We start from the raw sequence: 17,130 nt of genomic DNA on the forward strand, positions 1-17,130 counted from the left end.
TGCCGCCCGTGGCCCAGTTCCTGGCCGAAGCGGCCCTGCAGCGGCAGGCCGCGCTGCTGGGGCTGGACAAGCCCGGCCCCGCGACCGCGCCGCTGCCCACGGCCGACCCGAGCGCGCCTCCGCCCACACCGACCTCTCCCAGCCCGCCCGCCGGACCTCTGCCCGCCCCGGCGGCCGACAAGGCCAGCATCTCGGCGCAGGCGCGCGAGCAGCTCGGCGCAGGTTTTGAACCACGGCGCGGGGTGGCGGGCAACGCGGCCGCCGCTGCGGCCCCCGGCGCCAGGGCCGGCGCCGCGCTGCGGGGGCGCTGGCACCGCCGCCGCTGCCCGTGGGCGCGCCTGTACCAGCCTCCTCCACGGCATCCGTGTCGGGCGCCGACTGGCCCGCCACGGGGCTGGGTGCGCCGCTGCTGCGCATGGTGGGTGCGCTGGTGGCGCAGCTCACGGCGAGCAGTGTGGCGCCACAGCGGGTCACGGCCGCCCAGCCCTGGCCCATCGGGCTGGCGCAGGCGCTGGAAAGCGGCGCGGTGGACGCAGAGGCGCCGCCGCTGCAGACCTGGCTGGTGCGCCAGGGCAGCGTGCAGACGCCCGAAGGCCCGCGCGGCTTTGCGCTGACCCTGCGCGTGCCGGTGCCGTGGCTGGCGTCGCAGGCGCCTTCGGCTACCGCATCCGCAGCGGCGGCGGCCACGCCCTCCACGGCGGCGCCGCTGCAGGTGCCGTTCACGGGCAGTGCGCAGTCGCTGCAGTCCGGGGTGTTCGCGCTGGTGCTGCAAGGGCTGGAGGCCTCGGCACCCCGCACCAGCGCTTTGCTGGTGATGGATTTCCAGCCGCAGATGCCCGCTGCCGTGTATGGCCGCGACCTGCTGGCGCAGCTGCGCATGGACCCGTGGACGCAGATGGCCGTGCTGCAGGCCAGCGGCCAGGTGCCGCGCGAGGAGGACCGCGCCCGCAACGGCGCCTCCGGTTTGTGCGAGACCGTGGGCTGCCCTTATGCGGCCCGCGCGGAGTGCGCCCAGCCTTTCTGCCTGGCGCAGCGCGGGGTGCGGCCACCGGAGCCGGTGGGCCCCGCGCCCGGCGCCTAGACCCTGTTCGTCCCGGACTTTTCGGGGATCGCGCTGGCGGGGCGCGGCCTCGCGGGTCAGCGGGTCTTGTGCAGGATGTCCGCGTGGCGCGACCGCGTGATGGGGTAGGCCACCAGCAGCGGAACGGCCAGCACCAGGCACAGCGCCGGCAGCACGCCGGTCATCAGGGTGATGCCCTGCAGCGCGCTGGCCGACTGCGCCACGTTGGGCACGTAGCCCGTCACGTCCAGCATGCCGGCCACCATCACCGTGGCCAGCGTGCGTGCCAGCTTGTCCATCAGGCCGTACAGGCCGTAGTACATGCCCGTCTTGCGCTCGCCGACCTGCATGTGGCCGTGGTCGATGGTGTCGGGAACCATGGCGAAGGGCACGATCCAGTGCGCGCCCATGCCGATGCCGATGACGACCAGGATGCCCATGACCAGGCGCTGGTCGCCCGGCCCCACCCAGTACAGCGCCACCAGGCCGCCCGCGCACAGCACCAGGCCCAGGACGTACGCCCAGTTCTTTTCCCAGCGGTCGACCACGACCTTCCACACGAACAGCGACAGGCCCACCACGCCGAGCAGCGTGCCCATGTAGCGCGGCAGGTCGCCCTTGTCGCCCTGCAGCTGGTAGATCACGAAGTACGCGAGCGAGGCCTGCACCAGCGTGAGGCCCAGGCGCACCAGGGTCGCAGCGCTCATCAGCAGCAGGAAAGGGCGGTTGCGCAGCGTGGTGCGCAGGGTCTCGCGCACGCTGTCCCACATGGGTTGGCGGTCGCAGGCGTCGGCGGCGGGCTCGGCGCCGCGCTGGGGCTCGCGCACGCGCCAGGCCACCACGGCCACGGCCGCGCCGGCGATCAGGCCGAAGCACGAGCCCGCGAGTGCATAGCCGGTGCGGGCGTCGGGCGCGGCCCGCACCAGCACCGACATGAACACGCTGCCCGCGAAGAAGCCCAGCAGCGCACCCATGGAGGCATGGGCCGTGAGGCTGGTGCGCTCGTCGTAGTCGGTGGTCATGTTCGCGGCCATCGCCTGGTAGGGCAGCTGCACCAGCGTCATGAGCGTGTCGAACACGGTGTACGTGATGGCGATCCACAGGAACGCGGCCACCGGCGACAGGCCCGGCGGCACCATCCACACCGCGGCTGCCGCAATGCCCAGCGGGAGTGCTCCGTAGACGAGGTAGACGCGGTGACGGCCCCAGCGCGAGCGCGTGCGGTCGGTCACCCAGCCGAACAGCGGGTCGTTGACGGTGTCCCACACCTTGCCCACCAGCAGCGCCGCGCCTGCCACGGCCGGCGCGACCAGGGCCACGTCGGTGTAGAAGATCATGAGCATGAAATTCATCGCCGCGATCAGCATCTGCAGGCCGACGTTGCCGACCGCGTAGCTGAGCTTGGTGCCGAGGGTCAGGGGCGATGGCGTGGTGCTGCCCGGCGCGTGGCTGTGGTGCATCACGGTGCCACCGCCGGGACGGACGAAGGCACCGCGGCGGGCGTGGGCGCACTGGAGGCTGCGGCGCGCGGCGGCGCGGCTTCGAGCATCAGCCGCACTTCGCGGCGCAGCATCTTGTTCAGGAAGCTGCGCGGAATCTCCTCGACGATGCGGACATCGTCGGGGCACAGGGTGGCGGGCAGCTGCTGCGCCAGGTACTGCGCGATCTCACCCTCCAGCGTGCCCCAGTCCTGCCCCTTGCGCCAGCTCCGGCGCAGGCTCAGCACCAGCACGGCCTGCGCGCCATGCTGCACCAGGCAGGCCTCCTTGACCGAGGGGTGGGTGTGGGCCACCTCCTCCACTTCGCGCGGGTTCAGCAGCTGCCCATCGCGCGAGACGCGGTCGGCGCTGCGCCCCAGCACGTGCAGGTAGCCTGCCGTGTCGAAATAGCCCAGGTCGCCCATCACCACCCAGCCGTCGCGCAGGGTCTCGCCGGTCTTTTCGGGGTCGAGCCAGTAGCCGTCGAAGCGCACGAGCGTCAGCACGGTGATCAGGCCCATCTCGCCCTGCGGCAGCGGCGTGAAGTCGTCGCCGCGGATGACCACCTGCACGCCGGGCATGACCCGGCCCACGGTGGAGAGCACCTCCAGGCCGAGCGGGTTGCCCTGGGCATCCACGTGTTCGTGCGGCAGCAACCAGGTGATGGGGGGCAGGGCCTCCAGGCAACCGTAGCCCTGCTGGAAGATGGGCCCGAAGCGGCGGATGGCCTCGGCGATCTTGGGCGCGGGCATCATCTCCGAGCCGTAGGGCACATGGGTCAGCGACGACAGGTCGTACTGGCCCAGCGTGGGCTCGTCCAGCAGGTCGATGATGGCCGAGGGCGAAAGGAAAGCGCGCGACACGCGGTGCTTCTGGATCAGCCCGGCCAGCGTGGTGGCGCGGAAGTCCTCGGGCATCACCAGCGCCGCGCCCGCCAGCAGCGTGGGCAGCACCAGGCCCGAGCCCGGCCCGGTGAGCGGCAGGCCCAGCATGTTCACGTCGGGGCCGTGGGCGGGTGGCCTGAAGTCGATGGCGCGCGAGATCAGGCGCACGCTGTCCAGGTACTTGCGGTTGCTGTAGCCGATGGACTTGGGCAGGCCCGTGGTGCCCGAGGTCATGTGCAGCGCGAACACGTCGTCCTCGTGCACCTCGGCGGTGCCCGCGGCGGGGGTGGTCTGCGCCAGCGCCTGTTCGTACTCATCCCCCAGCGCCAGCAGGCGCAGGCCGGGCAGCTGCTCGCGCACGGCCTGCAGGATGGGAGCGCTCAGCAGCGGGTCGTGGATGAACACCGTGGGCTTGACGCGGCCCATGGTGGTGAGCGCCGCATCGGCCGGCAGGTGCTTGTGGAAGCTCGCGAAGATGGTGCCGTTCTCGAACGTGGCCAGGCGGGTTTCGTACTGCTCGCCGGTCTCGGGCAGCCAGGTGAACACGACGTCGCCCTTCTTCACGCCCTGCGCCTGCATCCAGGCCTGCAGGCGCAACACGCGCTCGTGCAGCTGCGCATAGGTGAGCGTGCCGCGCCGGTCGATGAGCGCGGGCTTGTGGGGGTGCAGGCGGTACGCCAGGCGGGCGACGGCGCGGGCGGTGCGCAAGCGGTTCAGGAGAAAGCGCGCCACCAGGCTGCGCAGGGAAGGTAAGGCCACCGGAAGTCTCCCAGGAGGGGCGTGAAAGCAAGGTCAAGGAAGTTTTTCACGCGCACCCGTGGCAAAAGATGACTATTTGTACGTGCGCGTATCTTCTTGTTTCTGCTTCGGCTGTGCGGTCGCTTTGGCTCCGTGAACGGCGGTGCGCGCCACGTGCCCGTCGCCGTGGCGCAACAAGCAGGCCGGCGCACCGTGCGCAGACAAAGAAAAAACCGCCAGGCCGGATCACGGCGTGGCGGTTGTTTGGCAAGGCCCGCCCCGGTAAGGGCGTGGCCAGGATGGCGGACTAGAAAGTGCCCCTGCGCAATCAGGCGGCGCCTTCACGCCAGGCCACCGGCGTGTCCCCGCGGGGAAGCGGCGCAGCCGCTGCGGGCGCTTACGGATACAGGCCGCGCATTTCGCGGGCGTGCAGGATGCGCTGGCAGGCCACGATGAAGGTGGCGGTGCGCAGGCTCACCTTGTGCTCCTGCGCCACTTGCCAGATGCCCGCGAAGGCCTCTTGCATGATGCGCACCAGGCGGGCGTTGATCTCGTCCTCGCTCCAGAAGAAGCTGGAGAAATCCTGCACCCACTCGAAGTAGCTCACCGTCACGCCGCCGGCATTGGCGATCACGTCGGGCAGCACCAGCACGCCCTTGTCGTGCAGGATGTCGTCGGCCTCGGTGGTCGTGGGGCCGTTGGCGCCTTCGATCACGAGCCTGGCCTTGATCTGGCCCGCGTTGTCCTTGGTGATCTGGCCTTCGAGCGCGGCGGGGATCAGGATCTCGCAATCCACGCCCCAGAACTCCTCGGGCTGCATCACATCGGCGCCGGCGAAGCCGCCCACGCCACCCCGGGTCTTCACGTGCGCCAGCAGCGCGGGCACGTCCAGGCCCTTGCCGTTGAAGATGGTGCCGGTGTGGTCCTGCACGGCCACCACCTTGGCGCCGGCTTCGGCAAACAGCTTGGCCGCGATGCCGCCCACATTGCCAAAGCCCTGCACGGCCACGCGGGCGCCGTCGAGCGCCAGGCCGGTGAGCTTGGCGGCTTCCACGCCCACGGTGAACACGCCGCGGCCGGTGGCCTCCACACGGCCGAGCGAGCCGCCCAGGTCCACGGGCTTGCCGGTCACCACGCCGGTGGCGGTGGCGCCCACGTTCATGGAATACGTGTCCATCATCCAGGCCATGATCTGGCCGTTGGTGTTCACGTCGGGGGCGGGGATGTCCTTGGAGGGGCCGATCAGCAGGCCGATCTCGCTGGTGTAGCGGCGCGTCAGGCGCTCCAATTCACCCATCGAGAGCTTCTTGGGGTCCACGCGGATGCCGCCCTTGGCACCGCCGTAGGGCACGTTCACGGCGGCGTTCTTGACCGACATCCAGGCCGACAGGGCCATCACTTCCGACAGCGTCACGTCCTGGTGGAAACGCACGCCGCCCTTGCCGGGGCCCCGGCTCAGGTTGTGCTGCACGCGGTAGCCCTCGTAGTGGGCGATGGTGCCGTTGTCCAGCTCGATCGGCACGTCCACGATCAGGATGCGCTTGGGGCGCTTGAGCGTTTCCACCCAGCGCGCCAGGCTGCCCAGGTAGGGGGTGACGCGGTCTACCTGCTGCAGGTAGTTGCCCCAGGGGCCGAGGTGGTCGGCCTGCAGGTACGAGGGCAGGGTGTGGACTGCGCCTGCGGGGTTGGAGGCTGGGGCGCCCGTGGATGAAGACATGGTGAATTCCTTGTGGGATCAGTTCAAGCCGCGAAGCTTATGCCTGCCGCCGCACGCTGTCTAAGGCCGTAGTGTTTGTGTGTTATGCATTTGTTGCATAACCACGCAAACGACCGCCCCATGCGGCACTGCACCATGGGCCGCGCCGGGCGCGGGCACCGGGCGGCCGCCCGCCACGCCGGTCATTTCACCGTGAAATGGGTCAGCGCCGGGTCGCCCGTCGGGTAGCGCAGGTCCAGGTTCTGCAGCACCTCGCGCAGCACGGTGGCGATCATCAGGTTGCGGTGGGTCTTGGAATTGGCGGGCACGATGGTCCACGGTGCCCAGGGCGTGTGGGTGGCGGCCAGCAGGGCGTCGTAGGCGCGCTGGTACTCCGCCCATTGCTTGCGCACCTCGATGTCGCCCATGCTGAATTTCCAGTGCTTGGCCGGATCGTCCAGGCGCTCCTGCAGGCGCTGTCGCTGCTCCTCGGGGCTGATGTGCAGCAGGAACTTGAGCACGATGGTGCCCGTTTCGCCGAGCATGCGCTCGAAGTCGTTGATGTGGGCCAGGCGCTGCTGGTGCTGTTCGGGCGTGATCCAGCCGTTGACCACGGGCACCAGCACGTCCTCGTAGTGGCTGCGGTTGAACACCGTGATGTCGCCGGCCTGTGGCACCTGCTGGTGGATGCGCCAGAGGTAGTCGCGGGCGCGCTCGGCCTCGGTCGGCGCCTTCCAGCCCACGGCATGCACGCCCAGGGCGCTCATGCGGCCGAACACGCCCCGGATCGTCCCGTCCTTGCCCGAGGTGTCGGTGCCCTGGAGCACCACCAGCAGCTTGTAGCGTTTGTCGGCATAGAACAGGTTCTGCAGCGCATCGAGTTCCTCGGCCAGCGCCTCGACGGCGGCCTTGTCCCGGGCTTTCTCGCCCTGCGAAAACGGCTTGGCGCCCGGGTCGTAGTCCTGCAGCGACACGCCGCGTGGCGGCTTGCCCCGGCTGCTGCCCTTGCCCTCGCCATCGGCGGGCTTGCCGGGTTGCCATTGCGACCAGAGCTCGGCGGCCTTGTTGCGGGACTTGGGAATCAGGGGTGACGGCATGGGGTTCCAGGGGCGGTGCGTTGGTGTGAAAGAGGTTAGCTCACAAGTGGCCTGCGTGGGCCGGCGGCTGCTGCCACTGGTCGTGCCGGCCGTCGATGCGCACGATGACCAGCCGCGAGAGGTCTTCGTCCGTCAGCCCGTCGATGCAGCCCACGTTGACGCCGTACATCTCGCCCATCGGCGTCTCGGTGCCGTGGCCGAACACGCGCACGCCGCAGTGCCTGCAGAAGTAGTGCAGGTTCTTGCGCGTGTTGAACTGGTAGCGCGTGAGCTCGTCCTGCCCGCGCACGATGTGGAACTGGCCCGGCAGCGCCACGGCTGCCCAGAAGCGCGTGCGCCGGCAGATGGAGCAGTTGCAGCGGAAGGTGGGCTGGCTCAGGTCCAGGCCCGCCTGCACATGGACGGCGCCGCAGTGGCAGGTGGCGGTGTAGGTCTGGGGCATGGGCGGGTCCTCGGAACGTGTGGCGATCTTGCAGGGCGAGGGCGGATGATCGCAAAAGCGCGGCTGCGGGGCTACCCCGCCAGCCTTCTGCCGGGGTTCTTTCTTCAACCGCGCCCGTGCGCCATGCGGTAGGCCAGCGGCGTCTGCCCCGTGGCCTGCCGAAAGGCCCGGTGCAGGCCGGCTTCGCTGGCAAAACCCAGGTCTTCGGCGATGCGCTTCAAGGGCCGTGGCGTGTCGCACAGCGCCTCGCCCACCTGGCGCAGCTTGATGCGGCGCATCCAGTGCGCCGCCGGCAGCCCCGTGTGGGCCTGCACCCGGCGCGCCAGCGTGCGGGGCGACACGCCCAGCGCGTCCGCCAGCGCGGGCAGCCGCAGCTCTGCGGCGGGGCTGCGCTGCACCCAGAGCATGGCGCGGCGCAGGTCGGCGTCGGCCGTGGCCATGAGGTCGTGCCCCGCGAACGCCGGGTGGGTGGCGCGCGGGCGCGGCAGCATCAGCAGCGCCTGCAGGTCCGCCAGGGCCTCGGGCGCGATCCGCGCGCCCAGGGCGTGCAGCATCAGCGGCAGGTGGCCGTTGGCACCGGCCGCCGTGGTGGCGGCGCCGTCCTGCACCAGGGGTTCGTCGAAGCGCCAGCGCACGGCGCCGAACTGCTGCTCCAGCGCGGCGCGCAGCCACCAGGTGGCCGTGGCGCCACGCCCGCGCAGGCGGCCGCTGGCGGCGGCCAGCAGCACACCGGCGCAGTAGCTCCACACCTGCGTGCGGCGGGGCAGGGCGGCCAGGGCCCGCACCACCGGGGCCAGCTGCTGCAGTTGCGCGGCCAGGCCGTTCGTGGACGAAAGCCACAGGCCGGGGACCAGCACCGCATCCACATCGGCCCCGGCCAGGGCGGCGGTGGGCGCCAGCGCCGGCCCCTGCCACGTGGGCACGGGCTGCAGGTCGGCGCCCACCCACTGCGTCTGCACCACGGGCCGCTGCACCCGCAGGCCGGCCGCGCGGGCCATGTCGGCGGCAGCGAACAGGCCCGCCGGCATGCAGCCGGGGTACAGCAGCAGGCCCAGGCGCAGCGGGGCGGCGGGCGGCGGCACGGAGCGACGCGGGAGGGATGGCTCGACGGGTGTTGCCATGGGGGAAGAAGTGGTTGGCCGGAAATGGCAAGAAGTTGTCCGATCAGGCCATTCTCGCGCAGGCCGCGGCATCCCACAATCGGCCATCGACCCACCCCCCGGCCCTGTTGGAGACCCCCATGCACATCACCCATCTGCGCAATGCCACCGTCCTGCTGGAATTCTCATCGGAAGGCCGCCCCGTGGGCCTGCTGGTGGACCCGATGCTCGCCCCGCGCGGCGCCCTGCCTGCGCTGCGCTACCTGGGCCAGGGGCGCGAGCGCAATCCCATCGTCGACCTGCCGCCGGGCACGGACGCGGCGCTGGAGCGCGTGACGCACGCCCTCATCACGCACTGCCAGCGCGGCCACTTCGACCACCTGGACCGCGCGGGCAAGCGTTTTCTGCGCGAGCGGCAGATTCCGGTGGTCTGCATGCCGCGCGATGCGGGCTACCTGGCGCAACGGGGCCTGGCGGTGTGGCCGCTGTCCGGCCCGCAACGCCAGCCGTTCGCGCTGGGCGGCCATGTCACGCCGATCGCCTGCGTGCACGGCCGGGGCTGGATCGGCCGGTTCATGGAGCACGGCCATGGCTACCTGCTGGAGCTGCCGGGCGAGCCCCGCGTGTACCTGGCGGGCGACACGCTGCTGACCCCCGCCGTGCGCGACTGCCTGGCGCGACTGAAGCCGGATGTGGCGGTGCTGCCCGCTGGGGGGGCGCGCTTCGACATCGGCGCGGAAATCCTCATGGACGCCGCCGACATGGCCGAGGCCGCCGCGCTGACGCCCGGCACCCTGGTGGTCAACCACCTGCAGGCCCTGGACCACTGCCCCACCACCCGCGCGGCAGTGCGTGCGCTGGCCGAGCAGGGCGGCTGGGCGCACCGCCTGTGGGTGCCCGAGGACGGCGAGGCGCGGCGGCTCCGGCGCACGGCTGGCGGCACGGATGCTATTAAAATAATAGCTAATTGCGCATGATGGTCAGGCGCTGGAGCCCTTCTTGAGGGTGCAGTCGCCGGGGGCCGTGCGCACCCCCGTGCTCTCCCGCATCAGCGCCACGAAGCGCGCCGCGCCCAGGCCCAGCGGGCGCTCCTTGGACCACACCACGTCCACCCACAGCGCGGTGCCGTTGCTCAGGTTCTCGAAGGGCATTTCCACCAGGCGGCCGGCCTCGATGCGTGGCTGCACCAGCGCGCGGGGCTGCCAGCCCCAGCCCAGGCCCGCTTCGATCAGCCCCAGCGCGGCCAGGTGGTTGTCGGTGCGCCAGTGGTGCCGGGCAAACACAAAGCGGGGATCGGTCTGCGCCAGGTCGCGGCTGGCCACGACGATCTGGCGCGTGGTGGTCAGGTGCTCCTCGCGCAGCATGGCGCGCCCGGGGTCTTCGCCCCGCGCCTTCGCCGACGCCCGTGCGCCCTCCAGCACCGGATGCTCGGGGGCGATCACGGCGACCAGCGTCTCGGTGCCCACCTCCTGGAAACCCTCGCGCCCGTCGATGCTGGGGCGCTCGAACACCAGCGCCAGCTGGGCGCGGCCGCCGTGCAGCAGCTCCAGCGCATCCACCTGCGGCGCGGCCAGCACCTCGACCTGGAGCAGCGGGTACTCCTGCGCCAGCGCGGCCAGGGGCCCGGTCCAGCGCGCCGCGAGCAGCTCGGGGGCGATGGCCAGCGTCAGCCGCTCCTCCAGCCCCTGGGTCAGCGCGAGCGCCTGGGCGTTGAGCTGCTGCAACTGGCCCGCCAGCAGCCGGGCCTGGGGCTCCAGCGCACGCGCCGCCGCGGTGGGCCGGGGCTCGCGCCCGCTGCGGTCGAAAAGCTGCACGTCCAGCTCGGCCTCCAGATGGGCCATCGTCATGCTCACCGCCGAGGGCACCCGCGAGAGAGCGCGTGCCGCCGCCGAGAACGAGCCGTGGTCCAGCGCGGCCAGAAAGACCTGCACGCTGTCGGAACTGAAGGCCATGGTGGTTCCTGATCTATCAATAAAACTGAAACAAGCTGACTTTATATGTCAGATTGTTGAATATAAAGTCCGGCCCATGGACAAGAAACCTACTCTTTTTGGTCTTCAGGGCCTCAAGCGCCGCCTGATCTATGTGACCTTGTACGAACTGATCGCCATCGTGGCGGCGACGGCGGGGCTGGCCCTGCTGACGGGTCAGGGCGCGGGCCATTCGAGCGTGGTGGCCGTGGCGGCCTCGGTGATTGCCATCCTCTGGAACATCATCTTCAACTGGGCCTTCGAGCGCTGGGAAGCACGCCAGCCCGTGCGCGGCCGCAGCGTGGCGCGGCGCGTGGCGCATGCCATCGGTTTCGAGGGCGGACTGGTCTTCACGCTGGTGCCGCTGTTCGCGTGGTGGTTCGGCATCAGCCTGTGGCACGCGTTCGTGATGGACCTGGGGCTGATCGTGTTCTTCCTGTGCTACACCTTTGTCTTCAACTGGGTGTTCGACCATCTGTTCGGCCTGCCGGCCTCGGCCATGGAGCCCGTGGCTGCCTGAGGTTGCAAGGAATTTCGCTATCAAATTAATAGCTATTGGTGCTTGATGGATAAGCGCCAAAGGTCAATTTGACCTCAACTGACCTGATGGGTGCCTGCCTCGGATCAGCCGGTCGCCCGGGCCCGTCGAAGGGCCGCTCGCAAGGAGCGCCCTGGCGTCGACAGGCTCCGCCCGGACGAATGGGGGCAGGCGTGGCCCATCCGGAAAATCCGGACTCAGACCTGCAGCAACTGCCCCGCAATGGCCGCGGCGGCGGTGCGCGTTTCCACCCCCAGCTTTTCAAAAATGTGCTCCAGGTGCTTGTTCACCGTGCGCGGGCTCATGCCCAGGATGTCGGCGATGTCGCGGTTGGTCTTGCCCTTGCTCAGCCAGGACAGCACCTCGGTCTCGCGCGGGGTCAGCGCCACCTGCTGCAGGTGGCGTGGCGCGGCGGCCTCGGGCTGCGCGTGGCTGAGCAGCAGCATGGATTCGGCCAGGCCGCTGGTGCCCATGTGCCGGGCCAGCAGCTGCCGGCCATCGGCCAGGGGCAGGGTTTGCGCGCCCTCCCGGCGCGCCTGCACCAGCCAGGCGGCCGCGCGTTCGGCCGGTGCCTCCTCACGGGCGAAAGCTGTCTCCAGCCAGCGCGTGGCCTGCGGTGAGCGCCAGGCCACGCGGCCCTGGCCGTCGAGCACCACCACGCCGAGCCCGGCCACGTCCACCGCCTCGCGCGCCAGCCGCGTGGCCTGGGCGTTGCGCACATGCGTGGCCAGCCGGGCCAGCACCTCGGGGATACGCAGGGGCTTGACCACGTAGTCCACGCCGCCGCTGGCAAAGCCCTGCAGGATCTGTTCGGTGTCCGACAAGCCCGTCATGAACACCACGGGCACATGCGACCAGGGCGGGGTGGCCTTGAGCTGGCGGCACAGCGCAAAGCCGTCCATGCCGGGCATCACCGCGTCCAGCAGCACGCCGTCGGGCACGGTGAGGTCAAAGCGCTGCAGGGCTTCTTCGGCATCGCGCGCGGCCAGCACGGCGTAGCCTTCGGCGGCCAGTGCATCGCACAGCATGCGCAGGGTGTCGAGCGCGTCGTCCACCACCAGGATCACGCGCTGGCTGATCTGTGGGGCGGCGTCGGGTTGGTCGTTCATGGGGTTCCCTCTTCGGGCTCGCGCAGGTGGCGTGCCAGGGTTTCGAAGTCAAAGCGGTCGGCGCTGGCCTGCAGCAGCGCCAGCGTGGCGGCGTGGCCCGGCAGGTCGCCGCGTGCGCGCCGCAGCCGCTCGCGCAGCGCGGCGGCCTGGCCGGAGCGTGCCAGGCGGGTGAGGTCTTCGCGCAGCTCTTCGGGCAGGGTGGCCAGGGTGTCGTCCGGGTTGGCGGGGCCTGCGGCGGGATCCGGGCCGGGCGCCAGCGGGGTGTTGTCGCGCACCCATTCCAGCTGCAGCGCGTGCTCCAGCGCCTGCAGCAGTTCGGATTCGATCACGGGCTTGCCCACGAAGCCTTGGCACTGCTGGGCGGCCAGGCGCGTCGCTTCATGTTCAAACAGGTTGGCCGATACGAACACGACGGGCAGCTCGGCCGCGGGGCGCAGCGCGCGCAGCAGGGCAGCGGTCTGCCAGCCGTCCAGGTCGTCCATGGTGATATCGAGCAGCACCAGGTCGGGCGGTGTCTGGCGCACGATCTCCAGGCATTCGCGGCCGCTGGCGGCCTCGCGCACATCAAAGCCCAGGGGCACCAGCAGGCCGGCCAGCAGCTGGCGCTGCAGGGGCTGGTCGTCCACCACCAGCAGCGTGCGCCGGGGTGCCAGGTAGCCGATCACCGGGCGCAGCGTGGCGCGGCTGGGCGGGGTCCAGGCCGGGTCCACCGCAATGCCGGGCAGGTACAGCCGCACGGTGAAGGTGCTGCCCTGGCCCGGGGTGCTGGTCAGTGTGAGCTGGCCACCCATCAGCTCGGCAAGCAGGTGCGTGATGGTCAGCCCCAGGCCCGTGCCCGCCTCGCTGGCCCGGCGCCCCGCGCTGCCGCGTTCAAACGGCACAAAGATGCGCTCCAGGTCTTGCGGCTCGATGCCGATGCCGGTGTCGATCACTTCAATGCGCGAGACATGCTGGCGAAAGTCCATGCGCAGCCGCACTTCGCCGCGCTCGGTAAACCGCACCGCGTTGGACAGCAGGTTGATGAGGATCTGCCGCAGGCGCTTGGCGTCGGCCCGAATCCAGCCGGGCATGGTGCCCAGTGTCTCCACCACAAAGTGGAGGCCCTTGGCCTCGGCCTGCGGGCGCAGCATGGCTTCGATGTTCTCGATCAGGTCGGGCAGCGGCAGCGGGGCCATGTCCAGCCGCAGGCGCCCGGCCTCGATGCGCGCCAGCTCCAGCGACCCGTCAATGAGCGCGTGCATGTGCTGGCCGCTGTGCTGCATGGTGGACAGCGTCTCGCGCATCCAGCCTTCGGTGTGCGGGTTCTTGAGCAGGATCTGCGTGTAGCCCAGGATGCTGTTGAGGGGGGAACGCAGCTCGTGCGTCATGCCCGCCACGTAGCGTGTCTTGGCCTGGTTGGCCGACTCGGCCTGGTCCTTGGCGGCCTGCAGTTCGGCGTCGGTGCGCTTGTGGGCCTCGATCTCCTGCAGCAGCAGCTGCGTCTGCCGCTCTGATTCATCTTGCGCCATGCGCCGGCTGTCAGTGCTCAGCACCACCCACCACGCGCACACGGCCGCCAGCAGCGCCAGCAACGCAAACACCTTGAGGAACGGCATCCGCAGCACCTGCTCGGGCGCAGGGGTTTGCAGGCTCTCTTGCACATACACCACGCCCACCAGAAACGCCATCACCGCGCACAGCGACACCACGACCATGAGGTACTGTCCGAGGCGAAAGTTCACCTTGATGGCCCAGCGCTGCGGCAGCAGGGCCATCACCACGCCGCGCAACTGGTCGGCCGCGCGCGAGCCGGTCTTGCAACGGTCGTGGCAGCGGGACTCCAGCGAGCAGCACAGCGAACAAATGGGCGCGGCATAGGCCGGGCAGCGCGCCATGTCTTCGGACTCGAACTGGTTCTCGCACACGGCGCAGCGCACGATCTCGCCGGGGCGCCACTCGTTGCCCGGCGCGCGCGCCAGGTAGTAGCGGCCCTGCGTCAGCCAGGCCAGCAGCGGCGCCAGCGCCATCGACAGCACCAGCGCGATGAAAGGCGAAAACGCGGCCGCCTCTTCGCCCAGCAGCCCCGCATAGGCGCCGCAGGCCACCGTGGCCGCCAGCACCATGGCGCCCAGCCCCACGGGGTTGAAGTCGTACAGGTGCGCGCGCCGAAACTCGATGCCCTTGGGGGAGAGCCCGAGCGGCTTGTTGATGACGAGGTCGGCCACCAGCGCGCCCACCCAGGCGATGGCCACGTTGCTGTACACGGCCAGCACCTTCTCCAGCGCTCCAAACACCCCGAGCGTCATCAGCAGCGTGGCAATCAACACGTTGAACACCAGCCATACCACACGCCCCGGGTGGCTGCGGGTGACGCGCGCGAAAAAGTTGGACCATGCCAGCGAGCCCGCGTACGCGTTGGTGAGGTTGATCTTGATCTGCGACACCACCACGAACACCACCGTCACCGCCACGGCCAGCCCTGGCAGGCCCAGCGCCTGCATGACCTGGTGAAAGCCTGCGAGGAACATCTGCGTGGGCTCGGCGGCGCGCTGGGCGCCCACCTCGAACTGCAGCGCGGCAAACGCCAGAAAGGCCCCGCCCGCCATCTTGAGCATGCCCATGACGATCCACCCAGGGCCGGCCACCAGCACGGCGCCCCACCAGCGCAGGCGGTTGGCGCACGTGCGCTCGGGCAGAAAGCGCAGAAAGTCCACCTGCTCGCCAATCTGCACCACCAGCGAAAAGATCACCGCGGCCGCTGCACCAAACATGAGCGGGTCGAACTGGCTGCTGCCGCTCTTGAGGCCCGAAAGCCCCGCAAAGTCGCGGTACAGCTGCGGCTGGGCCAATGCAATCCACACAAAGGGCAGCAGCAGCAGGAACAGCCACAGCGGCTGCGTCCACGCCTGCAGGCGCGATATGAGGGTGATGCCGCGCATGGCCAGCGGCAGGACCACCAGCGACGACGCGATGTAGCACCACTCCAGCGGCCAGTCCACCACCATCTGCAGCGCCAGCGCCATGATGGCCGCCTCCAGCGCAAAGAAGATGAAGGTGAACACCGCGTAGATCAGCGACGTGATGGTGGAGCCCAGGTAGCCAAAGCCCGCGCCGCGCGTGAGCAGGTCCATGTCCAGGCCGTAGCGCGCGGCGTAGTAGGCAATGGGCAGGCCCGTCAGAAAGATCAGCAACCCCACGGTGAGGATCGCCCACATGGCGTTGCTGAAGCCGTAGTTCAGCGCAATCGCACCACCAATGGCCTCCAGCGCCAGGAACGATAGCGACCCAAATGCGGTGTTCGCCACGCGAAATTCGCTCCAGCGCCGAAAGCTCTTGGGCGTGTAGCGCAGCGCGTAGTCCTCCATGGTCTCGTCGGCCACCCACGCGTTGTATTCGCGCCGGAACCGGAAGATGGTCTGCGGCGCGCTCTGGGCGTTGGGTGGGAGCGGTGGGGCCATGCGCAGGCTTCAAGCAAGAAGCGTTCTAGGCGTGCACCGCGTTGGGGCGCTGCACGGGTGCGCGGGGCCATGCGCAGGGTGCGCACCGGGGTGCGTAGGCAGCCCTACGTTAATTGACGTATGGGCGCATGCAAGGGTTGTCCCTAACCTTCATTCCACAGCGCAAACAAACCGCTTTGGTCCCGTCCCTTCCTTCCTTCATTCATTCACACCGATCCTGCAAGGAGCGTCTTCATGAGCCACCCGTCCGACCCCCGCTTTAGTGACTCCGCCCAGGCCGAACCCGGCCGCCGTCGCATCCTGCAGGCGCTGGGCGCCGCGTCGGTAGCGGGCCTGCCCGCCTGGTCTTTTGGCCAGCCCACGGCCCAGGTCAACACCACCAAGCTGGCCATCACCGACACAGAAGTCACCGTGGGCCAGCTGCACTCGGCCACCGGCACCATGGCGATTTCCGAAACCGGCTCCATCCAGGCAGAGCAGCTGGCCATTGACCAGATCAACGCCATGGGCGGCGTGCTGGGCCGAAAGATCAAGGTCATCAAGGAAGACGGCGCCTCCGACTGGCCCACGTTTGCCGAGAAGTCCAAAAAACTGCTCATCAACGACCGCTGCGCCGCCGTGTTTGGCTGCTGGACCAGCGCCTCGCGCAAGGCCGTGCTGCCGGTGTTCGAAAAGGAAAACGGCCTGCTCTATTACCCCACGTTCTACGAAGGCCTGGAGCAGTCCAAGAATGTGATCTACACCGGCCAGGAAGCCACGCAGCAGATCCTGTACAGCCTGGAATGGGCCAAGACCGAGAAGAAGGCCAAGAGCTTCTTTCTCATCGGCTCCGACTACATCTGGCCCCGTACCTCGATGAAGATTGCGCGCAAGCACATCGAGAACTTCCAGAAGGGCAAGGTCGTCGGCGAGGAGTACTACCCGCTGGGCAGCACCAACTTCGGTTCGCTGATGAACAAGATCAAGGTGCAAAAGCCCGATTGCCTGTTTGTGGCGGTGGTGGGGGGCTCCAACGTGGCGTTCTACAAGGCGCTCAAGGCGGCAGGCATCACGGGCGACAAGCAACTGCTGGTGACGTTGTCCGTCACCGAGGACGAAATGACTGGCGTGGGCGGCGAGAACTTCAATGGGTTCTATTCGTCAATGAAGTACTTCCAGTCGCTCGACAACGAGAACAACAAGAAGTTTGTGGCGGCCTTCAAGGCCAAGTACGGCAAGGACGCCGTGATTGGCGACGTGACCCAGGCGGGTTACCTGGGCCCCTGGTTGTGGAAGGCTGCTGTCGAAAAAGCCAAGAGCTTTGACGTGGACAAGGTGGTGGCCGCATCGCCCGGCATTGAGCTGACCACCGCGCCCGAGGGCTATGTGAAGGTGGATGCCAACCACCACCTCTGGAGCAAGTCGCGCATCGCCATGGGCATGCCGGATGCCTCGTTCAAGGTGGTGTCCGAGTCGCCCGCGCTGATCAAGCCGGATCCATTCCCCAAGGGTTATCAATAAACACCCCCTGAGGCGCTTCGCGCCTTCCCCCTCTCTCGCTGCGCGGGAGGGGGACGACACCCTCGGTGCGGAGCGGCCCTT

13 protein-coding genes are annotated in these 17,130 nt (G+C 69.4%); 4 read left to right on the forward strand and 9 right to left on the reverse strand.

The window, feature by feature from the left end; translation table 11 throughout:
- Positions 1-328: 328 nt before the first annotated feature.
- Positions 329-1,081 carry a hypothetical protein gene (locus AC3RCE_RS01130; protein WP_492254334.1) on the forward strand — a complete coding sequence of 251 codons (753 nt, stop codon included), beginning with the start codon at positions 329-331 and terminating at the stop codon, positions 1,079-1,081.
- Between the two features lie 56 nt (positions 1,082-1,137).
- Here AC3RCE_RS01130 and AC3RCE_RS01135 read toward each other — a convergent pair whose 3' ends face one another.
- From AC3RCE_RS01135 to AC3RCE_RS01160, 6 genes are all read right to left on the reverse strand, one after another.
- Positions 1,138-2,520: an MFS transporter gene (locus AC3RCE_RS01135; RefSeq protein ID WP_492254335.1), complete on the reverse strand. Its 1,383-nt coding sequence runs from the start codon at positions 2,518-2,520 to the stop codon at positions 1,138-1,140.
- Positions 2,520-4,181, reverse strand: a complete 1,662-nt coding sequence (locus AC3RCE_RS01140; RefSeq protein ID WP_492254336.1) for a class I adenylate-forming enzyme family protein — start codon at positions 4,179-4,181, stop codon at positions 2,520-2,522. Before AC3RCE_RS01140 ends, AC3RCE_RS01135 begins: the two co-directional genes overlap by 1 nt.
- Positions 4,182-4,557: 376 nt before the next feature.
- Positions 4,558-5,877 (reverse strand): Glu/Leu/Phe/Val family dehydrogenase, encoded by a 1,320-nt coding sequence (locus AC3RCE_RS01145; RefSeq protein ID WP_218296543.1) that lies wholly within the window; start codon positions 5,875-5,877, stop codon positions 4,558-4,560.
- Positions 5,878-6,059: 182 nt separating this feature from the next.
- A complete protein-coding gene (locus AC3RCE_RS01150) occupies positions 6,060-6,953 on the reverse strand; it encodes a PPK2 family polyphosphate kinase (protein WP_492254337.1) in 894 nt (297 codons plus the stop codon).
- Between the two features lie 40 nt (positions 6,954-6,993).
- Positions 6,994-7,395 carry a GFA family protein gene (locus AC3RCE_RS01155; protein ID WP_492254338.1) on the reverse strand — a complete coding sequence of 134 codons (402 nt, stop codon included), beginning with the start codon at positions 7,393-7,395 and terminating at the stop codon, positions 6,994-6,996.
- A 104-nt stretch (positions 7,396-7,499) separates the two neighbouring features.
- Entirely contained in the window at positions 7,500-8,516 is a 1,017-nt protein-coding gene (locus AC3RCE_RS01160; protein WP_492254339.1) for a helix-turn-helix domain-containing protein, read from the reverse strand.
- 119 nt (positions 8,517-8,635) lie between these two features.
- Between AC3RCE_RS01160 and AC3RCE_RS01165 the strand changes: the two genes are divergently transcribed.
- Entirely contained in the window at positions 8,636-9,472 is an 837-nt protein-coding gene (locus AC3RCE_RS01165) for an MBL fold metallo-hydrolase (protein WP_492254340.1), read from the forward strand.
- A 3-nt stretch (positions 9,473-9,475) separates the two neighbouring features.
- Here AC3RCE_RS01165 and AC3RCE_RS01170 read toward each other — a convergent pair whose 3' ends face one another.
- Entirely contained in the window at positions 9,476-10,447 is a 972-nt protein-coding gene (locus tag AC3RCE_RS01170) for a LysR family transcriptional regulator (protein ID WP_218296548.1), read from the reverse strand.
- A gap of 76 nt (positions 10,448-10,523) precedes the next feature.
- Between AC3RCE_RS01170 and AC3RCE_RS01175 the strand changes: the two genes are divergently transcribed.
- Positions 10,524-10,985, forward strand: a complete 462-nt coding sequence (locus tag AC3RCE_RS01175) for a PACE efflux transporter (protein WP_218296549.1) — start codon at positions 10,524-10,526, stop codon at positions 10,983-10,985.
- A 215-nt stretch (positions 10,986-11,200) separates the two neighbouring features.
- Here the strand turns inward: AC3RCE_RS01175 and AC3RCE_RS01180 are convergent, their stop codons facing one another.
- Together AC3RCE_RS01180 and AC3RCE_RS01185 are read right to left on the reverse strand one after the other, a co-directional pair.
- Positions 11,201-12,112, reverse strand: a complete 912-nt coding sequence (locus AC3RCE_RS01180; RefSeq protein ID WP_492254341.1) for a response regulator — start codon at positions 12,110-12,112, stop codon at positions 11,201-11,203.
- Positions 12,109-15,549 (reverse strand): hybrid sensor histidine kinase/response regulator, encoded by a 3,441-nt coding sequence (locus tag AC3RCE_RS01185; RefSeq protein ID WP_492254342.1) that lies wholly within the window; start codon positions 15,547-15,549, stop codon positions 12,109-12,111. The genes AC3RCE_RS01180 and AC3RCE_RS01185 overlap by 4 nt, the downstream gene beginning before the upstream one ends.
- Before the next feature lie 234 nt (positions 15,550-15,783).
- On the opposite strand from AC3RCE_RS01185, the gene urtA reads away from it, so the two are divergent.
- Positions 15,784-17,049 carry an urea ABC transporter substrate-binding protein gene (urtA, locus tag AC3RCE_RS01190; protein WP_487255829.1) on the forward strand — a complete coding sequence of 422 codons (1,266 nt, stop codon included), beginning with the start codon at positions 15,784-15,786 and terminating at the stop codon, positions 17,047-17,049.
- Positions 17,050-17,130: the final 81 nt, after the last annotated feature.

The sequence above is a fragment of the Acidovorax sp. GW823-FHT05D11 genome (genome assembly GCF_058795695.1).